The sequence below is a fragment of the Embleya sp. NPDC056575 genome (genome assembly GCF_042793325.1).
In the GTDB taxonomy this organism is placed as follows: domain Bacteria; phylum Actinomycetota; class Actinomycetes; order Streptomycetales; family Streptomycetaceae; genus Embleya.
Genome location: NZ_JBHTVA010000053.1, coordinates 16254 through 38820, shown reverse-complemented (window position 1 = coordinate 38820; position 22567 = coordinate 16254). Strand labels below are relative to the sequence as shown.

Annotated in this window: 18 protein-coding genes; 10 read left to right on the top strand and 8 right to left on the bottom strand. The window is 72.2% G+C overall.

The window, feature by feature from the left end:
• Nucleotide 1 precedes the first annotated feature (1 nt).
• The 6 genes from ACFRCG_RS33870 to ACFRCG_RS33845 all read right to left on the bottom strand — a co-directional run bounded on the left by ACFRCG_RS33870 (nt 2) and on the right by ACFRCG_RS33845 (nt 6480).
• Nucleotides 2–448 (bottom strand): group II truncated hemoglobin, encoded by a 447-nt coding sequence (locus ACFRCG_RS33870; protein WP_380038595.1) that lies wholly within the window; start codon nt 446–448, stop codon nt 2–4.
• Nucleotides 449–513: 65 nt separating this feature from the next.
• A complete protein-coding gene (locus ACFRCG_RS33865) occupies nt 514–1593 on the bottom strand; it encodes a glycosyltransferase family 4 protein (protein WP_380038593.1) in 1080 nt (359 codons plus the stop codon).
• Entirely contained in the window at nt 1590–2852 is a 1263-nt protein-coding gene (locus tag ACFRCG_RS33860; RefSeq protein ID WP_380038591.1) for a glycosyltransferase family 4 protein, read from the bottom strand. The genes ACFRCG_RS33865 and ACFRCG_RS33860 overlap by 4 nt, the downstream gene beginning before the upstream one ends.
• Before the next feature lie 6 nt (nt 2853–2858).
• Complete coding sequence (locus ACFRCG_RS33855; protein ID WP_380038589.1) at nt 2859–4082, bottom strand: ABC transporter ATP-binding protein; 1224 nt, start codon at nt 4080–4082, stop codon at nt 2859–2861.
• Nucleotides 4072–5193 carry an ABC transporter permease gene (locus ACFRCG_RS33850; RefSeq protein WP_380038587.1) on the bottom strand — a complete coding sequence of 374 codons (1122 nt, stop codon included), beginning with the start codon at nt 5191–5193 and terminating at the stop codon, nt 4072–4074. The genes ACFRCG_RS33855 and ACFRCG_RS33850 overlap by 11 nt, the downstream gene beginning before the upstream one ends.
• A 153-nt stretch (nt 5194–5346) precedes the next feature.
• Nucleotides 5347–6480, bottom strand: a complete 1134-nt coding sequence (locus ACFRCG_RS33845; RefSeq protein ID WP_380038585.1) for a glycosyltransferase family 4 protein — start codon at nt 6478–6480, stop codon at nt 5347–5349.
• Nucleotides 6481–6602: 122 nt separating this feature from the next.
• Between ACFRCG_RS33845 and ACFRCG_RS33840 the strand changes: the two genes are divergently transcribed.
• The 7 genes from ACFRCG_RS33840 (at nt 6603) to ACFRCG_RS33810 (ending at nt 17444) form a co-directional block, all read left to right on the top strand.
• A complete protein-coding gene (locus ACFRCG_RS33840; protein ID WP_380038583.1) occupies nt 6603–7802 on the top strand; it encodes a glycosyltransferase family 4 protein in 1200 nt (399 codons plus the stop codon).
• Nucleotides 7803–7949: 147 nt separating this feature from the next.
• Nucleotides 7950–9854 (top strand): AAA family ATPase, encoded by a 1905-nt coding sequence (locus ACFRCG_RS33835; RefSeq protein ID WP_380038581.1) that lies wholly within the window; start codon nt 7950–7952, stop codon nt 9852–9854.
• A complete protein-coding gene (locus ACFRCG_RS33830) occupies nt 9854–10957 on the top strand; it encodes a glycosyltransferase (RefSeq protein ID WP_380038579.1) in 1104 nt (367 codons plus the stop codon). The genes ACFRCG_RS33835 and ACFRCG_RS33830 overlap by 1 nt, the downstream gene beginning before the upstream one ends.
• A complete protein-coding gene (locus tag ACFRCG_RS33825) occupies nt 10954–12042 on the top strand; it encodes a GNAT family N-acetyltransferase (RefSeq protein WP_380038577.1) in 1089 nt (362 codons plus the stop codon). The genes ACFRCG_RS33830 and ACFRCG_RS33825 overlap by 4 nt, the downstream gene beginning before the upstream one ends.
• Before the next feature lie 97 nt (nt 12043–12139).
• A complete protein-coding gene (locus ACFRCG_RS33820; protein WP_380038575.1) occupies nt 12140–13633 on the top strand; it encodes a hypothetical protein in 1494 nt (497 codons plus the stop codon).
• Nucleotides 13624–14805 carry a DegT/DnrJ/EryC1/StrS family aminotransferase gene (locus tag ACFRCG_RS33815; protein WP_380038573.1) on the top strand — a complete coding sequence of 394 codons (1182 nt, stop codon included), beginning with the start codon at nt 13624–13626 and terminating at the stop codon, nt 14803–14805. Before ACFRCG_RS33820 ends, ACFRCG_RS33815 begins: the two co-directional genes overlap by 10 nt.
• 446 nt (nt 14806–15251) lie before the next feature.
• On the top strand, nt 15252–17444 hold the full coding sequence (locus ACFRCG_RS33810; RefSeq protein WP_380038571.1) for a hypothetical protein: 2193 nt from the start codon (nt 15252–15254) through the stop codon (nt 17442–17444).
• Nucleotides 17445–17517: 73 nt separating this feature from the next.
• Here ACFRCG_RS33810 and ACFRCG_RS33805 read toward each other — a convergent pair whose 3' ends face one another.
• Nucleotides 17518–18183 carry a hypothetical protein gene (locus ACFRCG_RS33805; RefSeq protein WP_380038569.1) on the bottom strand — a complete coding sequence of 222 codons (666 nt, stop codon included), beginning with the start codon at nt 18181–18183 and terminating at the stop codon, nt 17518–17520.
• 21 nt (nt 18184–18204) lie between these two features.
• Nucleotides 18205–18954: a PIG-L deacetylase family protein gene (locus tag ACFRCG_RS33800; protein ID WP_380038567.1), complete on the bottom strand. Its 750-nt coding sequence runs from the start codon at nt 18952–18954 to the stop codon at nt 18205–18207.
• A gap of 115 nt (nt 18955–19069) precedes the next feature.
• Here ACFRCG_RS33800 and ACFRCG_RS33795 point away from each other — a divergent pair, with 115 nt between their 5' ends.
• The 3 genes from ACFRCG_RS33795 (at nt 19070) to ACFRCG_RS33785 (ending at nt 22391) form a co-directional block, all read left to right on the top strand.
• On the top strand, nt 19070–20707 hold the full coding sequence (locus ACFRCG_RS33795; protein ID WP_380038566.1) for an ABC-F family ATP-binding cassette domain-containing protein: 1638 nt from the start codon (nt 19070–19072) through the stop codon (nt 20705–20707).
• Nucleotides 20708–20816: 109 nt separating this feature from the next.
• Nucleotides 20817–21704 carry a CAP domain-containing protein gene (locus ACFRCG_RS33790; protein WP_380038564.1) on the top strand — a complete coding sequence of 296 codons (888 nt, stop codon included), beginning with the start codon at nt 20817–20819 and terminating at the stop codon, nt 21702–21704.
• Between the two features lie 195 nt (nt 21705–21899).
• Nucleotides 21900–22391, top strand: a complete 492-nt coding sequence (locus ACFRCG_RS33785) for a hypothetical protein (protein WP_143657831.1) — start codon at nt 21900–21902, stop codon at nt 22389–22391.
• The last annotated feature ends 176 nt before the right edge of the window (nt 22392–22567 follow it).

Here is a 22567-nt window from a genome sequence, read left to right as displayed (position 1 = left end):
TTCACACGATCGGCGGCCAGTCCCAGTGCGGGACTTCGCGCAGCGGGTGCAGTTCGTCGTCGGTCTCGGCGTGCGAGTTCTGCTTGGCCACGTGGGTACCGAACTCCACATGCGAGCGCAGCGCCTCCCGAAAAGGTTCGTCGGGCGGCAGTTCGGCCTTGTCGGCCGCGGCGAGATACAGGTCGACGAAACGTTGGCGCTGTTCCTCGGAGATCTTCAGGCCGCGATGGACCTCGATCAGATGGGTGAAGCCGCCCATGGTCCGGGTGAAGTCGTTCGGCCCACCGAAGGTTTCGGCGGTGAAGGCGGTCAGATGGTCCACGTGCTCCGGGCGCCCCGCGCCGAACAGGGGTTGCAGGAGCGGGTCGGCCAGGACGTCGCCGTAGAAGATGTCGATGAACCGGCGCAGGCCCTCGTGTCCGCCCGCGTGCTCGAAAAGTGTCTCCATGCCACCTCATCCCAGACCGGGACGAAGCGGCTGTCAACGGCCGGCGCCCGGCCGTCACCGAACCGCTATCCGGGTAGTTCCGCCAGAATGTGCGCGGCCACCGTCGGCCACGTCATCGTCGCCCGCAGTTCCTCGCCCCGCACCACGGCGCGTTTGCGGAACGAGGGGTAGTCGGCGGTCAGTTGGCGCAGCGCGACGACCAGGGCGTCCTCGTCGCCCGGGGGTACGGTCAGGCCCGCGTCGCCGATGATCCAGGGCTGGTTGCCGACCGTGGTGGCCACGCACGGCAGCCCCCGGATCAGACCCTCGATCAGGGCGATCCCGAACGCCTCCATGTGCGTGGGGATGACCACCGCGTCGGCGGCGGCGTACGCGGCGCCCATCGCGGTGTGCGGCACCCGGCCCAGCGCGGTCACCCCGACCGGCAACTCCCCCGCCGGACCGCTGCCGACCAGTGTCAGCCGGTGACGCGGGTCGCGGGCGTGGAGCCGGGCGAAGGCGGCGAGCAGGAGCGGACCGCCCTTGAGCTCCCACTGGGTGCCGACGAACAGCAGCCGGGGCGGATCCGCGCCGCCCGGACCGGGATCGGCATCCGGCGCGGGTTCGGCGTTGGTCCCGGAGCCGACCACGTGCACCCGATCGGCGGCCAGGCCGTACTCGCGCACCAGCACGTCGGCCGTGCTGGGCCCCATCACGAACACCCGGTGCGCGCCCAGCAACAACCGCCGCTCCCGGGCCAACCACCCGTCGGAGTACCGGGATCGATGCACACCGCCGACCGCCGCGCCCTCCAGGCCGACCCGGTCGGTGTACACGCCGTAGCGCACGCCCGGCGGCGGGGTCAGCGCGGGCAGCGTCTGCACGATCAGCACCGGCCGCCCCGGGTCGAGCAGTCCCCGCGAGCGCACCCGGCGGTCCAGCGCCGCCGTCCACGCGCCGGTCTTGGTCCACGGCGTCCCGGGACCGGCCCGCCGCGCCTCGCGTACCGCCCGCAGCCGGGCGGCGGCCAGCCCCGGCGCGCGGGCCAGCGGCATCAGATCGTGCGCGGCCACCTCCGTACGCTCCGCGAGCGCCCGGCACAGCGCGGGCACCGACCCGGAGAAGGCCCCGACGTGCAGCAGTGTCAGCCCTCCCGGCCGGGTCATCGGGCCGAGGCTCCGCGCCCGCCCCGGGTGCGCCGGCGTAGCGCCTGACCGCGCTGCCCGGCCTTGAAGCCGACCAGGCGTCCGCCGACGCGCACCGCCTCGCCGACCCGACCGCGGGCGGGCGGGTGTTCGGCGCGGGCCTGCTCGTACCAGTCGACGAGCCGCAGCGCCTGGCTGTCCAGCGCGAAGCGCTCGCGGACCAGGTCGAGCGACCAGGCGCCGATGCGCTCGCGCTCGGCTCGGTCGCCCAGCAGCGTGGTCAGCTGGCCGACCAGCGCGTCCTGTTCGACGGACACCCGGCCCGCGCCCAGGCCGTAGAACCCGAGACCGTCGAATTCGCCGATCGTCTCGGGCGTGACCGGTTTGCTGAATCCCTGTTCGCCGACCACCACGGTGGGTTTGCCGAAGGCCATCCCGCGCAGCACCGAACTGCCCATGCCCACCACCACGTCGGCCGACGCGTACGCCGGTCGCGGGTCGGCCATCTCACCCGTCAGCACGATGGCGCGCCGACCCAGTTCGGCGTTCGCCGCCGCGGCCCGGGCCTGGAGTTCGCCCTCGATCGAGCCGCCGCCGACCAGCACGAGGCGCAACCCGGGCAACTCCGGGGAGAGCCGGGCCACCGCGTCGACGGTGCGTTCCAGGTGTTCCTGCTTGAGGTGGCGGGCCAGGCGCGAGACCAGCACCACGGTGGGCGCGGGCTTGAGCAGCCCGTGTTCGGCGGCGAAGGCGTCCACGTCGACCTCGGCGTCGGCCCCGTCCGCGATCGGGTGATCGATCGTGGTGTCCACGGGCGGTTCGAGAAGGTGCACGCGGGCACCTTCCAGGCCGCGCACCTCGCCGGTCTCCTCGTACAGGTCGCCGTAGCCGAGGGTGAGCGGCACGCCGGTGCGCGGGAAGTACGGCGGCAGGCTGCCCATCGACATGATCGTGCCCAGCACGGGGGTGCCGCGCGGGACGAACGCACCCAGGAACGCCTCGACCAGCGGCCAGTATTCGTAGGTGTGCACGACGTCGATGCGATGCCGGCGCACCGCCGCCGCGATGGCGCGCGAGACGGCGGGCGAGGGACGTACGTGCGCGCGCTCGGGCAGCGCGAGCAGCGGCAGGCCCGCGGCGGCGACGCGTTGTCGCAGCGGGCCCTGACGGCCCATCACCCACACCTCGTGGCCGAGGTCGCGCACCGCGCGGGCCAGGTCCACCGCGTTGATCGAGCTGCCGCCCAGTTGCATGTCGTGCGGACACACCAGGATGCGCACGGTCGTTCACCCCTCCCAGGTGTGGTCGACGTAGACCGGCGCGGCGAGCACGACCGCGCGCGGCGGGGTGTCCAGTTCGGGGCCGGCCACGTCGAACTGTTTGGCCGGATGCCACGCGGTCAGCGGATGTCCGTCGCCGTCGTAGACGCCGATCCACAGCGCGTAGCGCCCCCGGGGCAGCGGCAGTCGGTCCAGGGTGCATTTGACCCGGGTGCCCGACGGGCCGAACCGCACGTCGCGGCGGGTGGTGAAGACCGGGCTCGCGGTGCCCTCGGTGACGCCGATGTGCACGGTGGCCGAGCCGCGGAAGTCACCGACGAAGTCGGCCTCGACGACCATCGACCGGTTGGTGGTGGGACCGGCGGTGTCCACGCCGCGCACGTCGACGTAGGTGGTGCGGATCGCCTCGTCGGTGCGGGTGCGCGCCTCTGTCTCCTCCTCGACGCTGTCCCGATATCCGCGCAGCGCCTGCCGGATCGGGCCGTCGGTGCGGATCTCGCCCTGCTCCAGCCAGATGCCGCGCGTACAGATCGACTCCACCGACGCCAGGTCGTGCGAGACCAGGACCAGCGTGGTGCCCTGTTCGAGCACCACCCGCATACGATCCAGGCACTTTTGCTGGAACAGCGCGTCGCCGACGGCCAGTACCTCGTCGACGAGCAGCACGTCGGGCTCCAGGAACGCGGCGACCGCGAAGCCCAGGCGCATCTGCATGCCGGAGCTGTACCACTTGACCTGCCGGTCGATCGCCGTGCCCAATTCGGCGAAGTCGACGATGTCGTCGAAGCGTTTGGCCACCTCGGCCCGCTTGAGGCCGAGCAACGAGCCGTACAGGAAGGCGTTCTCACGACCGGTCAGGTCCGGGTGGATACCCGCGCGCACCTCGATCAGCGCACCGACTCGGCCACGCACCTGGAGCCGGCCGGCGTAGGGGTACATCACGCCGGTAAGCATTTTCAGCAGCGTCGACTTGCCCGACCCGTTGGAGCCGATCAGACCGACCGCCTCGCCGGGGTCGATGTGGATGTGGATGTCGCGCAACGCCCAACGCCAGTCGGCCTGGTCGCGGCCGGACAACTTGCGCGCGATACGGCCCAGGTTGTCCCGGAGCAGCATGCGTTGACTGTCCGCGCGAAAGCGTTTCCACAGGTGTTCGGCCTGGATCGTGCCCGGCGCGAGGGTGCCCGGCTTGGCCGGCGCGAGCGTGGTCGACGTGCGGTCAGGCGACATCGGCGATCCCCGCCTCGAGCTTCTTGAAGATCTTGTAGCCGACGACGAGCAGCACGGTCGCCGACGCACCGGCCGCGCCGGTGAGTTCCCAGTCGGGTTGTTGTCCGTACAGGATCGAGCGCCGGTAGCCGTCGATCACCGCGGCGAGCGGGTTGCTGATCACGTAGGGCAACAGCCAGTCCTTGGTGATCTGGTCCATGCCGTAGGCGACCGGGGTGGCGAACATGCCCATCTGCATGAGCAGCGGCAGCACGTGTCGGATGTCGCGGAAGTAGACCACCGCCGCGGACAACACGAGCACCACGCCGAGGGTGACCTCGAATTGGATGAGCAGCAGGATCGGCAGCGCCCACATGGTCGCGGCGGGCGGCGTGGTGTAGGCCGCGAACAACACCACCAGCACGCTCGACGCGATCAGCATGTCGACGGTGGCCACGATCACGGTGGCGAACGGGAAGACCTCGCGCGGGCAGTAGACCTTGTTCAGCAGCGGCCCGTTGGACACCAGCGAGGACGAGCCCTGGGTGACCGAGGACATGAAGAACGTCCACGGGAGCAGACCCAGGTAGCTGAACAGCGGGTAGGGCACATCGTATTTGTGCGCGGTCTCGCTGAGGTTGCCCACCCGCTGGAAGACGACGGTGAACACCAGCATCAGCAGGACGGGCGTGATGATCGCCCAGGCGAAGCCGAGAACGGCTTGTTTGTAGCGGGCCTTGAGGTCGCGCTCGGCCAGGGTGCGGACGAGTTCGCGCGAGTGCCACAACTCCCGGATGCCGCGGAACAGGCTGGTGCGGCGCTTGAAGCGCAGCTCCGGCGGTGGTCCCTTGACCTCAGGGTCGGGCGCCTGGGCGGCGGCGATGCGGCCGGTGCCGCTGCCGACGCCGGCCGTGGGCGCGGCGTGTCGTCCGGCGCCGGTGCGACTGTCGATGGTCGGCGTGGTCGCTCCCCCGTGGCCCGCGAGGGGCGCTCCGTTGACGTGTGTTCGGTGATCGGCGGGTTCGTCGACGCTGCCGCCGGGTCGGGCATGTCGGGCCGCGCGGCCGAGATCGCCGATTCTGCTCATGCCGTCGCCGGGCATGCCGACGGCACCCCCCACAGACTCCCCCACGGACTCCCCCTCCCTGGTTCGACAACAACCTTGGCACATGCGATCTCCCCACGAGTCGCATTCGGCCGTACGGGAATCGGGGCCCACGCCCCGTCCCGAGTCCTGCGTTCGACGCCGAGGCGTCGTCCCGATCCTTCCCTCGACGCCGCGGTGTCAGCGCGTGTGTTCGTCGAGCAACGCGGTCCACGCGTCCACCACGGTCTCCATCGCGTGTCGTTCCAGGCAACGAGCCCTGGCCGCACGCCCCATCGCGTCCCGGTCGGCCAACACCCGGCGGATCGCGGCGACCAGCGGGACCGGATCCCCGGCGCCGGGGCCCACCTCGGCGAGCGCCCCGGTGACCCCGTCCACCACCACGTCGCGAACGAACCCGACATCGGTCGCGGCGGCCGGGATCGCGGTCATGCCCGCCTCGACCAGGACTCCCGGCACACCCTCGCTGGTGCTGGAGAGCACCAGCACGTCGCCGGCGCGGTACACCGGGCCCAGGTCGGCGAGGTTGCCGGTGAAGGTGACCCGCCCCGGGGCGCGGCGCGCGGCCAGCGCCTCCAGGGCCGCGCGCTCGGGGCCCTCGCCGGCCACGAGCAGGTGGTAGTCCGGGAGTTCGGCGTTCTCCGGCGCCGCTTCGACACGCTCCGCGGCTCCTTCCACGAGCTGTGCGAAGGCCTCGATGGCCAGCGCCACCCGCTTCTCCACGGCCAGCGCGCCGACCACGACGAGCACCGTCGCGCCCGGTGGCAGCCCCAACTCGGCGCGCGCCTCGCGCCGATCGGTCGAATCCGGTGGCGGGAACCGCTCCGGACGCCGCCCGTTGGCGATAGCCCGTACCCGACCGGGCGCCAACCGGTAGGTGTGCAGCAGGATTTCCCGACCCGTCGGCGACACCGAGGCGATCGCCGCCGCCCGGCGCAGCAACAGCCCCACCCGCGCCCGGCGCAGCGCGTCGCGCGCCCAGTGCCGGGGGTCGCCGATGTTCACGTAGACGAACGGCGTCCGGGTGCCCGCGAGGGCGATCCCGCACGCGTCCAGCGTGGTCGAGCCGTGCGCGATCACCACGCCCGCGCCCGCCGCCCGTCGGCGCAGTTCGCGCAGCGTGCTCGGGTGCAATCGCCCCGGTCCGAGCACGGGAAAGTCCATCTCCCCGGTGCCGGACAGCGCGACGACCGCCGATGACCGCCCTCGATCGCGCAGCGCCGCGTCCAGATCGTGGGCGAACGCCTGTGAACCCCGTCGTCGGGGGTCGGTTACGACGTGCAGGACCCCACGCCGATCGGTCGTTGTCCCCATGGGGTGACAGGTTGTCACGAATCCGGCCCCGCCGGGGGCGTATCGATGACATGCTCGGCGGTGCGGGGTGGGGGCGTCCCGTGACCGACGGCCGCGTCGGGAGAGCGCGGGGGATGGCAGGGGTGAGGCGAGTGCACGTACTCCAGGTGATCGACAGCGTGGATCGGGTCGGCGGTGCCGAACGCGCGGCGGCGGCGATGGCTCCGGGACTGATCCGGCGCGGCGTCACCCTCGATGTCGCGTATCTCCTGGATCTCGACGGTTTTCAACCGGAGTTGGTCGAGGCGGGCGCGTCGCTGTTCGGGGTGCATCGTGGCTCGCGCGCGGGTTCGGTGCGCGGGTTGGCGCGGGTGATTCGCGATCGCCGGCCGGATCTGGTGCACACGACCCTGTACGAGGCGGACATCGCCGGGCGAATCGCCGCGCTGGCGACCGGTGTTCCGGTGGTGTCGAGCCTGGTCAACACCTCTTACGGGGCGGAGATGCGGACCCAGCCCGGGATTCGGCCGTGGAAGTTGCGCGCCGCTCAGGGTCTGGACGCGGCCAGCGGGCAGGGGGTGCGCCGCTTCCACGCGTTGACCGAGCATGTGGCCGAGGTGATGTCGCGCCGGTTGCGCGTGCGCCGGTCGCGGATCGAGGTGGTGCCGCGCGGGCGCGATCCCGAGGCGCTGGCCGCCGCGCGGGAGCGACGGGCGCACACCCGGGCCGAGTTGGGCCTGGGCGCCGACGTGCCGGTGCTGGTCACCGCGGCCCGGCAGGAATACCAGAAGGGCTTGGACGTGCTGCTGGCGGCGTTCGCGTCGGTGCGCCGCGAGGTGCCGGACGCGGTGCTGCTGCTGGCCGGTCCGCCCGGTGGGCAGACCGCGTCGTTGCGGAAGGCGGCGGCCGGCCTGGCCGGGGATTCCCCGGACGGGGTGGAGCCCGTCCGGTTCCTGGGATATCGCGACGACGTGCCCGATCTGATGGGCGCGGCCGATGTGTTCGTGCTGCCCTCGCGCTGGGAGGGCCTGGGCAGCGTGCTGATCGAGGCGATGGGGGTGGGGACGCCGATCGTCACCAGCGACCTGCCCCCGGTGCGCGAGATCACCGGGGCGGGCGACTGTGCGGCCCTGGTGCCGCCGGATTCGCCCGAGGCGCTGGCGACGGCGTTGGTCTCGGCCCTGACGGAGCGGGAGAAGACCGCGATGCGCGCGGAAGCGGCGTATCGACGTTTCGGCGAGGAGTACACGATCGACAGCGTTTGCGACCGGATGGTCGCGTTCTATGCCCGGGCACTCGGTCCCGGAGCGGGCCGTGACGGGTTGTCAGGTCCGGTGCGGTGACGGCCGCGCGAACACGGCGGGTCGGATCTCGACGGAATCTCCACACTTCCGGCACAGTCGAGGGGTCGTTCGGCACCCCGCGTGCTCTACGTTTGGCCTGCCCCGCGGTCCCATCGCGCGGTGGCACCTCGAACCGGAGGGGGACCGGTGGAAACCTCTAGCTACTTCTCCGTTCTCCAGCGTCGTTGGCCGCTGGTGCTCGCCTGTCTGGCGATCGGACTGCTCGCGGGGCTGATCCTGACCCCTTCGGACCCCAAGGGCACGGGCAATCAGTGGACCGCCTCGGTCAACGTGCTGCCCGCGCCGAACTCGGCGAAGGAGTTCAACCTCGCGCCGGTGCAACTGATGACCGACGGCGGCGAGGTGGCCCGCCGGGTGGCGAAGCGGCTGAACAACCCGGACCCGGCGGTGCTCGCGGCCAAGGTCACCTCGCAGCTGAACCCGAATCTGGGCCTGGTGACCATCTCCGCGAAGGCGCCCGGCCGCAAGACGGCCGAGGACCTGGCGAGCGCGTGGGCCCAGGAGACGGTGGCCGCGTTCGCCGACTCGCAGCGCAAGACCCGGCAGGGCCAGGCCGACAGCATGACCGCCCAGTTGGACAAGCTCAAGGCCGACATCGACGCGCTGGACAAGAACACCACCAAACGCGCCACCCTCCAGGCCGAGTTCGACGCGAAGCGGACCCAGTACACCACCCTCGTGGGGCAGCAGCAGGAGTTGATCAACCCGCTGAACGACCCCAAGATCGAGGTGATGGACGGCCTCAAGAGCACGGCCGACTCCACCACCAGCATCCTGGCGCCGACCTCGCGGCCGTTGCGGATCGCGCTCGCCGCGGCGCTCGGCCTCGCGCTCGGGTTGATCGCCGCGCTCATGGTCGACCGGATGGACGTGCGGCTGCGCGGGCGGATCCAGTTGGAGGACGCGTTCGGCCTCCCGGTGATCGCCGAGGTGCCCAGGGCCCCGCGCCGACAGCGAGCCGGGCACGCGGTGCTGGTCGCGGGGCGCCCGGACAGTCCGGTCGCGGAGGCGTATCGCACGCTGCGTTCCGCTCTGTTGCTCACCGGTCCGCCCGGGCTCGCCTACCGGCTCGGCGGCGCCGATCCGCGCCAGACCAGGGCCACCGCGATGCCGGTGCGCCGGGTCAGCGATCCGGCGCCGGTGATCCTGGTGGTGTCCTCGAAGCCGGGCGACGGGCGTACCAGCACGGTGGCCAACCTGGCCGCGGCACTCGCCGAGGCGGGCCGCTCGGTGCTGGTCCTGGACTGCGACTTCCGCAATCCGGCCACCCATCTGTACCTGGGCGCCAAGCCGGGCAAGGGCATGTCGGAGGCCCTGCTCGCCGAGCAGGAGATCGACCTCGGCGACGTGGTGCGCGGGACGAACATCCCGAATGTGCGGCTGATCACCGCCGGGGCGCCGGCCGCCTATCCGGCCGCACTGCTCCTGCGTGCCGGCGAGGTGGTCCAGCGCGCCCGGCACCACGCGGACGTGGTGCTGGTGGACAGCGCGCCGCTGATGTACGCGAACGACACCAACGACCTGGTACAGCACGCCGACGCGATGCTGGTGGTGGCTCGCAGCGGCAACCTGACGGCCGATCAGGCGTCCCGGGTGGGCGAGCTGTTGACCCGGACCGGGGTGCCGATCGCCGGCGTCGCGCTGCTGGGCGTGGATCCGACCGGGGCGATGGGCGGCGGCCTGGGGCGCGGGTCGCGGATCGGCTCGGTGGGCCGTACGGGTGCGGCCGGCGGCCTGGTGCTGCGCGGTCGCTCCGGCGGGCCGCCGGCCGAGCCGGAGGAGGACGCCGAGCGGCCCGCGCCGAGTTGGGCCAAACGCAACCAACTCACCGACGGTGAGCCGGAGTCGACCGAGCACGGTCACGGCTCGCAGCGCACCGGGCCGCCCGCCCCGTCCGAGGACGGCACCGCCGGCTTCCGGGTGCAGTCGGCCGCCGAGCGGGCGCTGCACAACGGTGCCGGTGACGGGGCGCGGTTGGGTCCGCACTTCGACACGTGGTCCACCGTCGAACTCGGCTCGGAGGATCGCTGATGGGAGAGCGCGTTCGTGTCCTGTGGCTCGCCAAGGGCCTGGGGCGCGGTGGTGCCGAGCAGTTGCTGGTCAACGGCGCCCGGCACCTGGACGACGAACGCTACGAGGTCGAGGTCGCCTACGTGTTGCCGTGGAAGGACGCGCTGGTGCCGACGCTGCGCGGGCTCGGCGTCACGGTGCACTGCCTGGGCGGCGGGCGGCGCTGGCCGCTGCGGCTGCGCACGCTGGTGCGGGCGCGCGGCTACGGGCTGATCCACACGCACATGCCGGTCCCGGCGGTCGCCGCCCGCGTGGTGGCGGCCGGCGTGCCGATCGTGCACACCGAGCACAACATGTGGCCGCGCTATCGGCGGCCCACCCGGCTCGCCAACGCGTGGACCTACCGGCGCAACAGCGGCGTGATCGCGGTCTCGACGGCGGTGGCCGAGAGCATCGTCCCGGGCCGGCTGCGCCCCGGGGTCTCCCCGACGGTGATCCACCACGGCCCGGACCTCGGCGACGCGTTCGCCGGCCCCGGCGCCCGGGAGCGGGCCCGCCGGATGCTGGACCTGGACCAGGACGCCTTCATCGTCGGCACGGTGGCCAACTTCACGCCCAAGAAAGACCAGTTGGGCCTGCTGGACGCGCATGCCCGGGTCCGCGAGCGGCATGTGGGCGCGCTCCTGGTGCTGATCGGCTCGGGGCCGCTGGAGGCGACCCTGCGCGAGCGGGCCAACCGGGACGACCTCAAGGGGTCGGTGGTCTTCACCGGCTCGCGCGGCGACGTGCCGACCCTGCTGTCCGCCTTCGACGTGTTCGCGCTGAGTTCGCGTCAGGAGGGGCTGCCGGTCTCGTTGATGGAGGCGATGACGGTGGGCCTGCCGTCGGTGGTGACCGCCGTCGGGGGTATGCCGGAGATCGTCACGGACGGGATCGAGGGCGTGGTGGTGCCGCCGGGTGATCCCCGGGCGTTCGGCGACGCGCTGGCGGCGTTCGCCGCGGACCCGGGGCGCCGGCGGGCGTGCGGCGAGGCGGCGCACAAGCGTTCCGCCGAGTTCGACGTCGCGGGTGCCCAGCGGCGGATCGAGGATGTGTACGCGAGAGTGCTGGAGGGGTCGCGGTGAGTGGGCAGGAACGCGGGAATTCGCCTTTCACCGTGCGGGAGTTGGGCAAACACGACGAGCCCCGGGTGTTGGACCTGCTGGGCACGGCGCTGTCCGGCGGGCCGACCGGCGAGCGCACCTCGGAGTTCTTCCGCTGGAAGCATCGGGACAACCCGTTCGGCGCCAGCCCGGGCCTGGTCGCGGAGAGTGCCGACGGTCGGGTGGTGGCCGTACGGCTCTTCCTGCGCTGGGAGTTCGTCTTCGGCGGAGAGGTGATCCGGGCGGTGCGCGCGGTGGACACCGCGACCCATCCCGACGTGCAGGGCCGCGGCCTGTTCCGCCGGCTGACCACGGATCTGCTGGAGCGGATCGAGGCGGACACCGCGCTGGTGTTCAACACCCCCAACGGCAACAGCCTGCCCGGCTATCTGAAAATGGGCTGGCAGGAGGTCGGGAAGGTACCGATCTCGCTGCACCCGATCCGGCCGCTGGCCTTCGCGCGCGGGCTCAAGGAGTTGCGCGCCTCGGGTGACCTGACCGGCACCTCGCAGACGTGGAACTCGGTGGATCCGGCCGCCCGCTGCCGCTTCCCCACCGCCCGTCAGTTCTTCTCCGATCCCCGGGCCGCGATCGGCTTCGACGAGCTGGTCGCCGAGGCCGACGCGGGCGACGCGGCGATCGGGCACGACAAGCTGCGCACCGCGCTCACCGGCGACTTCCTGCGCTGGCGCTACGGGGAGGCGCCGGGCCTGGACTACCGGATCGTCGCCTCCTACAAGAACGGCGAGTTGACCGGCGTGGTGTTCGGCCGGCCGCGCCTGCGCGGGCCGTTGGTCGAGTTCACGCTGTCCCAGATGGTGGTCCGCCCGGGCGATCGGGACACCGCGCGCACCCTGTTCTCCGGGGTGGCCATGTCCGGGTGCGACCACGTCGCGACGCACCTGGCGCGCGGGTCCGAGGCGGCCCGCGCGGCGCGCTACGCGGGCTACGCCACTCCGCCGCGCACCGGCATGCTCCTGGTCGCGCGGCCCGTGCACCCGCATCCGATAGACATCCACGACCTGCGCTCGTGGCAGCTCTCCCTGGGGGACTTGGAGGTGTTCTGACTCCGCGGCCGATGCCGCGCCGGACCGGTCCGATCCGGTTCCGCGCGCCATCGCCGCCCCGCGTCGCGCCGGTTCGCCGTTCCTGCGAGGAGTTCCGTTGTCGTCCCGACTTGCGTGGTTCACCCGGTGGACGGGTCGTTCGCCGCGGCTGCCGTGGGGTTCGCTGCTCGCGCTCGCCGCCGTGGGTGTCTACGTCTCGGTGTTCGCGTGGGCGATGGAGTATCGCCCGTACGACACGTGGGGCGCGCTGATCGTCTTTCCGCTGCTGCTGACCGTCAGCGTGCCGCTGCTGTCCCGGTTCTCCCGCGACGAGCCGCCGTGGGTGAGGCGGTTGGTGATCGGCGCGCTGGTCGCCAAGCTGCTCGCGTGCTTCGCCCGCTACTGGATGTCCTTCGTGCTCTACGAGGGTCGCGCCGACGCGGCGACCTACGACCTGGTCGGACGGGCCATCGCGCCGCACTTCCGGGACGGCGACTTCACCGTGGACATCGGCCGCAAGGTGATCGGCACGGGCTTCATCATGATCGTCACCGGGATCGTGTACGCGATCGTCGGCCAGTCCCTGCTCGCGGGCTACCTGGTCTACTCGTGGCTCGGGTTCTGGGGGCTGTACCTGTTCTGGCGCGCGTTCAACGTGGCCTATCCGGACGGCGACCGGCGCCGCTACGGCAAGCTGCTGTTCTTCCTGCCGTCCCTGCTGTTCTGGCCGTCGGGGATCGGCAAGGACACCTGGATGATGTTCACGCTGGGCATGGCCGCCTACGGCGTGGCGCTGCTTCTGGTGCGCAAGCGCGGGGCGTTCGTGTTCCTGATCCTGGGCGCGGTGGGCACCACGATGGTGCGACCGCACGTGACGGTGCTGCTCCTGTGCGGGTTGTGTGTGGGGTATCTGCTGCGCAACCGGCCGCAACAGGCGTCAGCGCTGGGCCCGTTGCGCGCGGCCTTCGGCATCGTGGTGCTCGGGGTGGGCTGCGTGCTGGCGCTCCAGCAGGTGGGCACCTTCTTCGGTACGCCCGGCATCGGCGCCGCGCAGGCCAACCAGGTGATCGCCAAGACCCAGACGCAGACCGCACAGGGCGGTTCGGCCCAGGCGGTGGACGACCAGGCGGCGCTGGCGATCTCGCCGGCCGCGTTGCCGCAGTCGCTGGTGACCGTGCTGTTCCGGCCGTTCCCGTTCGAGGCGCACAACATCCAGGCCCTGGTCGCCTCGCTGGAAGGCGTGGTGTTGATGGGCCTGTTCGTGGTGGCGCTGCCCCGGTTGAAACGTATTCCGGGTCTGCTGATCCGAAGACCCTACGTGGCCTTCGTGATCGTCTACACACTGGTGTTCGCGCTCGCGTTCGCGAACATCCGCAACTTCGGCATCCTCACCCGCGAACGGGTCCAGGTGTTCCCGTTCGTGCTGGTGTTGCTCGCGGTGTCGAAACCGGAACGGACCGAGACCGCGAAGGGCGGCGGTTCGGAGCGGAGACGGCGGCGTGTGCCCGTGCGGCAGACGATGCCGGTCGCGGCCGATTCCGAGTCGGTGGGGACAGGTACGACGGATCCGGGGTATCCCGGGGAATTCAGGGGGGATGGGACATGGCGGTGACCGGCAAGCCGGCGGTGCTCGGCGGAACGGCGCTGTTCGCGGAGGGCCTGCCGCTGACACGGGTACGGGTGCCCGAGCGGGAGGAGTTGACACGGCGCCTGGACACGATTTTGACGAGCGGTCGGCTGACCGACGGGTCCACGGTCCGCGAGTTGGAGGAGGCCGCGGCGGCGCAACTCGAAGTGCCGTATGTGGTGGCGGTGTCCAACTGCACGAGCGGGCTGATGCTCGCGCTACAGGCGATGGGGGTCAACGGCTCGGTGGCGATGCCGGGCTTCACCTTCTCGGCCACGGCGCATGCGGCGCACTGGGCCGGGGCGGTGCCGGTGTTCGCCGAGGTCGACCCGGACACGCTGACCCTGGACCCGGCGGACGCGGCGAAGTTGCTGGCCGAGTCAGGAGCTTCGGCGCTGATGGCCACGCACGTGTACGGAACCCCGTGCCGGGTCGAGGAGTTGGCCCAGGTCGCCGACGACGCGGGCGTACCGCTGCTCTACGACGCGGCACACGCTCTGGGCAGCCGGCGCGCCGGCACCCCGATCGGTGGCTTCGGCGCGGCGGAGGTCTTCTCGCTCAGCCCGACGAAGGTGGTCGTCGCGGGCGAGGGCGGCCTGATCGCGACCCGCGACGAGGGCCTGGCCCAGGCGTGCCGTTTGGGGCGCGGGTACGGCAACCCGGGCGACTACGACTGCGTCTTCCCGGGCCTGAACGCCCGGATGTCCGAACTCCACGCGGCGTTGGCCCTGGTCTCCCTGCGGGGCCTGCCGGAGCGGGTCCGCACGCGCACCGACCTGGTCGCGGCGTTCGCTGCGGCGATCCGGGACGTCCCGGGCGTGCGGTTGCCGGTACTGGCCGAGGGCGACGTATCGACGTGGAAGGACCTGACACTGGTGATCGACCCGGAGTCGTTCGGCCTCGACGTCCCCACTCTGGCGCGGGCGCTGAAGGCGGAAGGCATCGACTCCCGCCGCTACTTCCACCCCCCGGTACACCGTCAAAAGGCCTACGCCCACCTCCCGGCGCGGAGTCTGCCGGTGACGGACGACATCGCCGACCGGGTCCTGACACTGCCGCTGTGGTCACACATGGACACGACGACGGTCGACACGGTGGCGGAGGCGGTAATCCGCCTGCACGAGCACGCGGCGGAGGTGCGGTCGGCCGCCGGGTAGGGGGTGGGCGGCCGGGAGCGAGGCGGGGCGGGGTCGGGCCGGCGGCATTCGCCGGTCGGCCCGGTCGGCCCCCGGCGCGGGCCGGGCCGGGCCGGCCGGGGTCGTAGACGACTCGGCTCCGCCGAATCCGCCGCCCGACACCCCGGATCGGGCTCGTGCACCGGCCACGACGCACGCGGGATCACGCGTCGGGCCGGGGATCCGCCCGACTGGCTCGGTTCCCCCGGCGCCCGTTGCGCTTCCGGTGGCCGGGGCGCGGTGCGGGGTTGGTCCGGCTCGAGGGGTGGGCCGCTGCCGGCCCGCCCTCCGCCGAGCCCCGCACACCCACGCGCCCCGCCCCTCCCCCGATCGGCCCCCGGCGGGCTTCCCCACGGCGGCCCCGCCGCCGCTCCCCCGGATGGGTCGCCGGGATCGCGGGGGTGCTGTGGGCGGGTGAGCGTGGGGGGATGGGTGTCGGTCGGTGGGTGGTGGTGCTTCGGGGGGTTGCCGCGCTGGTTTCGACCCTGGCCGTGGTCGTGTTGGGCCTGGCCGGGATTGCTCGGAGCACCGTGCTCAATCGGGCCTTCTATCAGGGGGCGCTCGACGACGAGCGGGCCTACAACCGGATGTACGACCAGGTCCTGGTCGATCCGGCCGCCGCCCGGGTCACCCGGGACCTGTTGGCGCGGATGCCCGTGCCGCCGTCGGTGGTGACCGCCAACCTCAAGACCGTGTTGCCGCCCGCGACCCTGCGCGGCATCGTCGACACGCAGATCGCCAACACGATCGGCTACCTGCGCGGCGAGCAGCCCGAGTTGCGGCTGATCCTGGATCTGCGGCCGATCCTGGCCAACGTCGGCGGCGTCGCCGAGTTGTACCTCGGGGACCTGATCGCCAACGTGCAGGGCCACCCCTCCGCCGACTTCGCCGCGTTTCGCGAGGGCCTGGACGCCGCCCTCGACGACCTCGCCGAGGGCCGCCGGCCGGCCGACTTCCCCACCTTCGTGCTGGACGCCCCGAGCATGGCCGCCACCACCGACGCCCTGGTCGCGGTGGTGCCGGCCGACGCCCGACCCGGGGTGCGCGTCCAGGTGACCGCGGCGCTCGCCACCGGCGACATCGCGGGAGCGCTCGCCGTGGTCGGGCCGTACGTGCTGGGCGGCGGCGCCGGTTCGGCCTCCTCCGACCTGGCCGCGCGCACCGACGACGGGCAGTGGGACGTGCTCCCGGACCTGCGCCACGCCGGCCTGAACCTGAGCAGCGTCTCCACCGCCCGCGGCTTCACCAAACTGGCCCTCGGCCCGATCCAGACGCTGGCCACCGTGCTCGGCATCGCCGCCGTGGCCCTGCTGTGGCTCACCGGACCCCGTTCGTGGACGCGCCGCGTGCCCGTGATCGGCTGGTCCCTGGCCGTCGGCGGAGTGCTGACCGGCGCGCTGGTCCTGTTCGTCCGCGGCCGGCTGCCGAACGTACTGGCCCAGCCGTCGCCCACCTGGCCGCATTCGGTGAACACGCTGGTCACCGACGTCCAGCGGTCCGCGATCTCCTCGCTCACCCGCGTCGGCCTGTTCGTCGCGCTGGTCCCCCTCGTACTCGGCCTGCTCCTGGTCGCCGGCGCCTGGAGCTGGCGTCGCGCCGCCGCCCGCCGGGCCCTGGCCCTGCCCCCGCGCCACCGCGTCGCGCTCGCCGCGACCGTGGCCGCGCTCACCGTCGTGGCCCTGGCCCTGGGCGCCACCGTGGTCCCCATCGCGGCGGGCAAGAGCGAGGAGCCGCACTGCCTGGGGTCGATCGAGCTGTGCGAGCTGCGCTACGACGAGGTCGCCTACCTGACCACGCACAACGCCATGGCGAGCACCGCCGACCGGTTCATCGGCCCGCTCCAGGACCCGAACATCCCCGCGCAGCTCAACGCGGGCGCGCGCGGCCTGCAACTGGACACCTACACCTGGGAGCAGCCCGACCAGGTCCAGCCCCGGCTCAGCGTCTCCAGCTTCGCGCCGGACATGCAGGCCGAGGTGTTGCGGCTGATCGACCTGGCCAACCCGCCACGCCCGGGCCTGTGGTTGTGCCACGCGCTGTGTCGCGCGGGCGCGATCCCACTGGCCCCGACCCTGCGCGAGATCGGCGCCTGGCTCGACGACAACCCGGGTGAGGTGGTGACGCTGATCCTGCAGGACGACATCACCGGCGAGCAGACCGAACAGGCGTTCCGCGAGGCGGGCGTGGAGCGGCTGCTGTTCACTCCGTCCGCGGACCCGGCGGCGAAGTGGCCGAAGCTGGGGGACATGGTCCGCGACGGGAAACGCCTGGTGGTGTTCGCCGAGCGGGCCGGTGGTCCGGCACCGTGGTACCGCAACTTCTACCAGTACGGCATGGAGACCCCGTTCACCTTCCTCACCCCCGCCGACATGTCCTGCGTGCCCAACCGGGGCGGCACCGACAAGCGGCTGTTCCTGATGAACCACTTCATCACCAACCTGGGCGGCAGCCGGTTGGACGCCGGGCAGGTCAACGCGCGCCGGTACGTGCTCGACCGGGCCCGCGCGTGCGAGGCGCGGCGCGGGCGACCGGTGAACTTCGTCGCGGTGGACTACGCGACGATCGGCGACGCGGCGGGGGCGGTCGAGGAGATGAACGCCGCCCGCGCCCGGTCGCGGTGACCCCCTCCCGGGGTCCCGCGCCACCCGACGAAGTCCCGCGGGACACCCCTCGCGGAGCCCCGCGGGACCCGCGTCAGTCGAGTTGCCCGGCGAGCATCTCCGCGAGGTCGGCGACGCGCTCCGGTGTCAGCGTCTCCGACGAGACGTACATCGCCGCCGCGCCCGGCCCGCTCACCCGCAGCCGTACGGCCGCGACGTGCCCGTTGCCGACCGGGATCACCCGCTGCGGCTCGCCCGTCCCGATGTCGTCGGAGAACGGACCCAGGATCGCCGACCTCGCCTCGGAGTCGCGCTGGATCACCGGCAGCGCCATGCTGAGCGGGAAGCCGCGCCGGGAGCCGTACGTGCCCACGTCGATGTTGTCGGCGCCGATGCGGTAGGAGCAGGTCAGCGCGACGCCGTTGACCCGCTGGACCGCGGTGAGGTTCGACCGCGGGTCGCGGGCCGCGGCCTCGTCGTCGGACCACCCCTCGGCGCCGGACGCCGCCGGTTCGCCGGGGGTGACCGCGCCGTCGATGTGGGCCTTGCGGGCCGCGGCGGCGACGTCGTACCGGACCGGACACACGCTGCCGTGCTCTCCGATCGGTCTCACCTGCTGTCGGAACTTCTCCACGTTCAGGCGTTTGCCGGACCCGCCGGGACCGTCGTCGCCGCCGCACGCGCTCGTCGCGGTGATGACCAGTGCCCCCGTCGCGAGCACGGCGAGGGTACGACCTCGGATGTGCTGCCAATCGATCATGCGGGCAGCGTACGCCCGGGGTCAGCTCATCGGATACACCTCGAAGGCGGCGCCGAATCGGGTGCCCAGACGCGCGCCGGCAGCCCGGCCCATGCCCTCCAGGAACTCCGCCGCGTCGGCCATCTGATGGTCCTGCCCCAGGCCGGCGAGGTAGGCCGTGTGCGCCTCCAGCGAGGCCACGCCCACGGCGAAGTCCTCGGTGGTGTCCACCGCGTGCCCGGACTCCGGCGACCCGCTCGCCCACACCGCGCGCACGCCGCCCCACGGCTGGTGTCCCTCGTCGAGCAGTTCGCGAAAGACCCAGCGGTTGCCCGCGTCGCGCACCGCGTCCACCACGGCACGGCCGACCGCGATGTGGTCCGCCTGGTTGAGGAACGTGCCGCCCCAGGTGTCCCGGAAGTTGCCGGTGATCACGATCTCCGGGCGGTGCCGGCGGATCACCCGGGACAGGTCGCGGCGCAGCGGCAGCCCGTACTCGACCACGCCGTCGGGGTGGCCGAGGAATTCGACCGTGTCCACGCCGACGATCCGCGCGGATTCGACCTGTTCGGCCTCGCGCAGCGGGCGACACTCGTCCGGCTCCAGGCCGTCGATGCCGGCCTCGCCGCTGGTGACCATGACGTACGTGATCCGCTTGCCCTGTCGGGTCCAGCGGGCGATCGCGGCGGCGGCGCCGTATTCGAGGTCGTCGGGGTGCGCGACGATGGCCAGCGCGCGCTCCCAGTCCTCGGGCAGCGTCTCGTACGGTTCGGGCCGGGACTCGGTGGTCATCGCATCGTCCTTCCGGGGTGGCCGTTTCGGCCGGGTGGTACGCGGACCCGGCCATCTTCACATCGGGCGGCCTGCCACGGCCCGCTTCGCGGCGGCCGATAGGATTCGTATCCTCATGAGCGCCACGATCGTCGTCAAAGAGCTTGCCGCCGGACACGGTGACCGTGTCCTGTTCTCCGGACTGGACCTGGTGATCGCCCCCGGCGACGTCGTGGGCCTGGTCGGGGTCAACGGCGCGGGCAAGTCCACCCTGTTGCGGCTGCTGGCCGGCCTGGCCACGCCGGAGGCGGGTTCGGTACAGCTGTCGCCGCCGACCGCGTCGGTGGGCCATCTGCCGCAGGAGCCGGAGCGGCGGCCGGGCGAGACGGTGCGCGCGTTCCTGGCCCGCCGCACCGGCGTCGCCGCCGCGCAGGCCGCGCTCGACGCCGCGACCGAGGGGCTGGTCGAGGGTCGCGCGGGGGCGGACGACGAGTACAGCGTGGCGCTGGATCGTTGGCTGGACCTGGGTGGCGCGGACCTGGAGGAGCGGGCCGAGGAGGTCGCGGCGGAACTGGGCCTGGCGGTGGACCTCGATCGGGAGATGACCGCGCTGTCCGGCGGCCAGGCGGCCCGCGCGGGGCTGATGTCGCTGCTGCTCAGCCGCTACGACGTGTTCCTGCTCGACGAGCCGACCAACGACCTGGACCTGGACGGTCTGGACCGGTTGGAGAAGTTCGTCACCGGGCTGCGCGCGGGCACCGTGGTGATCAGCCACGACCGCGAGTTCCTGGCCCGCACGGTGGATCGGGTGGTCGAGCTGGATCTGGCCCAGCAGCAGGTGCGCGGCTTCGGCGGCGGCTACGACGCCTATCTGGCCGAGCGCGAGGTGGCCCGCCGGCACGCCCGCGAGGACTACGAGGAATACGCCGAAAAGCGCGGCGACCTCGAGGCCCGGGCCCGGATGCAGCGCGGGTGGATGGACAAGGGCACCCGCAACGCGCGGCGCAAGTCCACGGACAACGACAAGATCAGCCGCAAGACCCGGGCCGAGGCGAGCGAGAAGCAGGCCTCCAAGGCCCGGCAGACCGAGCGCATGATCGAACGCCTCGACGTGGTCGAGGAGCCGCGCAAGGAGTGGGAGCTGCGGATGGAGATCGCCGCCGCCCCACGCGCGGGCGCGGTGGTGGCCACGCTCAACGGCGCGGTGGTCGAGCGCGGCGGGTTCACGCTGGGTCCGGTGACGCTGCAGATCGACTGGGCGGACCGGGTCGCGATCACCGGCGCGAACGGCGCGGGCAAGTCGACGCTGCTCGCGGCGCTGCTCGGGCGCACCGAGTTGACGGCGGGTCGGGGCTCGCTCGGCTCGGGGGTGGTGGTGGGCGAGGTGGACCAGGCGCGCGGGTTGTTCCTGGGCGACCGGCCGCTCCTGGACGCGTTCTGCGCGCTGGTCCCGGATCTGTTGCCGGCCGATGTCCGCACGCTGCTGGCCAAGTTCGGGCTCAAGGCGGCGCACGTACTGCGCCCGGCGGCGACGTTGTCCCCGGGTGAGCGCACCCGGGCGGCGCTGGCGCTGCTCCAGGCCGAGGGGGTCAACCTGCTGGTCCTGGACGAGCCGACGAACCACCTGGACCTGCCCGCGATCGAGCAGTTGGAGTCGGCGTTGGAGTCGTACGCCGGCACCCTGCTCCTGGTCACCCACGACCGCCGGATGCTGGACGCGGTCCGCACCACCCGCCGGTTGCGGGTCGCCGACGGCCGGGTCACCGAGGTCTGATCGGCGTCGGGGCGGGGCACCGCCCCCGGGTCGGCTCGACGCGGTCGTGGACCCGGTGTCGATCCCTCGCCCACCAGCCGCCCATGATCCATCGTTAGAATCAGCGGCCATGAGCGAACTGCCGCCGGGCGCGAACCAATCCTTACCGGTGGGCGTCGTGCGGGTACGGGTGCCCGGGCCGTTCGACATCTCCGCGCTGATCACGGGTGAGGACCGACGGGTGTCCGGCGACGCCGACTTCGTCTTCTTCAACCAGGTGTCCGCGCCCGGGGTACGGCTCGGCGGCGACACCGTCACCGTGGATCCCACCGGCCTGCGGGCGGGCGCGACGCGGGTGACCGTGGTGGTCAGTCCGGCCGACACCACGCACACCCTCGGCGAGCTGCCGCCGCCGGCGATGACGCTCACCGGTGCGAGCGGCACGCTGCTCGCACGGTTCACCCCGCCGCGACCACGCACCGAGACGGTGTTGTTGCTCGCCGAGATCTATCGGCGCGGCGCGCAGTGGAAGGTGCGCGCGCTCGGTCAGGGCTACGCGGACGGCCTCGCGGGCATCGCCCGGGACTTCGGCGTCGACGTCGAGGAGGAGACACAAACCCCGTCCGGCCTCTCCGAGTTCCAGCGCGGCGTGGTCGAGCTGACCAACGTCGAGCGGGCCCGGCACGGTCTGCGTCCACTCGCCCCGCAGCCGCAACTGACCGCGTGCGCTCAGGCGTTCAGCGCGGACATGATCACCCGGGCGTTCTTCTCGCACACCGATCCGGACGGCCGCGAGCCGTGGGACCGGGCGATCGCGGCGGGTTACCTGTACAGCCGGATAGGGGAGAACATCGCCTGCGGCCAGCGCAGCCCGGCCGAGGTGGTGCAGGGGTGGATGGACAGCCCCGGGCATCGCAGGAACATCCTCACCGCGGAGTTCACCGAAATCGGTGTCGGATATGTCACCGGCGGCACCTACGGCACGTCCTGGACCCAGGTCTTCGGCACCCCGCGCTGACCCGTTCCGGGATGGGCCGGCGGTCTCCCCGTTGACCCGAATGGGTATAAAGACGATGCCGGGATCGACGTCGGTGGGAGTGGTGCGCTCCGTGTGCGGGCACCGGGGCACACTCTCGGGTCGAACCGGCAACCGGGTGCGAGGAGGCCCGATGACGGTGCGTCATACTCGGTTGTTCGAGGCGAGGGAGATCACGTGCAGCTTGAGTTGGATCCGCCGTACGGCGTAGGGCCGATCAAGATCGGCATGTCCATGGACGAGGCAGAGACCGCTCTGCGCGAACTCGGAGGAGATCTGTCGGGACGCACTCGTGGGTTCGCCCACTTCGGTGCGGACCTCTCGATTCATGTGGTGAGCGACAAGGACGGACTGGTCGAGGCGATCGAGGTACACCGGTCCGAGGACGATTTCGCCGACACTGTGCTGTGTCTGGGTATCGACGTCTTCGGCACACCGGCCGTCGACGTCACCCGACTGCTCGGCGAACTGACACCCGTCCGGGTGGAGACCGAAGGCGCGTCGCTGGTGGCCCCGGAACTGCTGGTGGCCCTGTGGCAGCCGTTCGTGCCCGGACACGGCAACAACAACGGCGTGGTCGGCGAGGGCCTGTACTTCCGCACCGCCCTGGTCGCCGGCCCCGGATACTACGACAAGAGCGGGCAACACCGGGCGATCCACGCCGGGTAGGCCCGACCCCGTAAACGATCGGCTCACAGGACGGGAACCCGACGAGCCGAAGTCGTGGATCCTCGCCGAGAAGTGGCTCGGCGGGGTTCACGACCTCGTCGGCCGACGCTACGGCCGCCCGGACTCCACCGCCCGGCGTGTGAACACGCCCCCGGGCCGACAGGGCGGCCGTGACG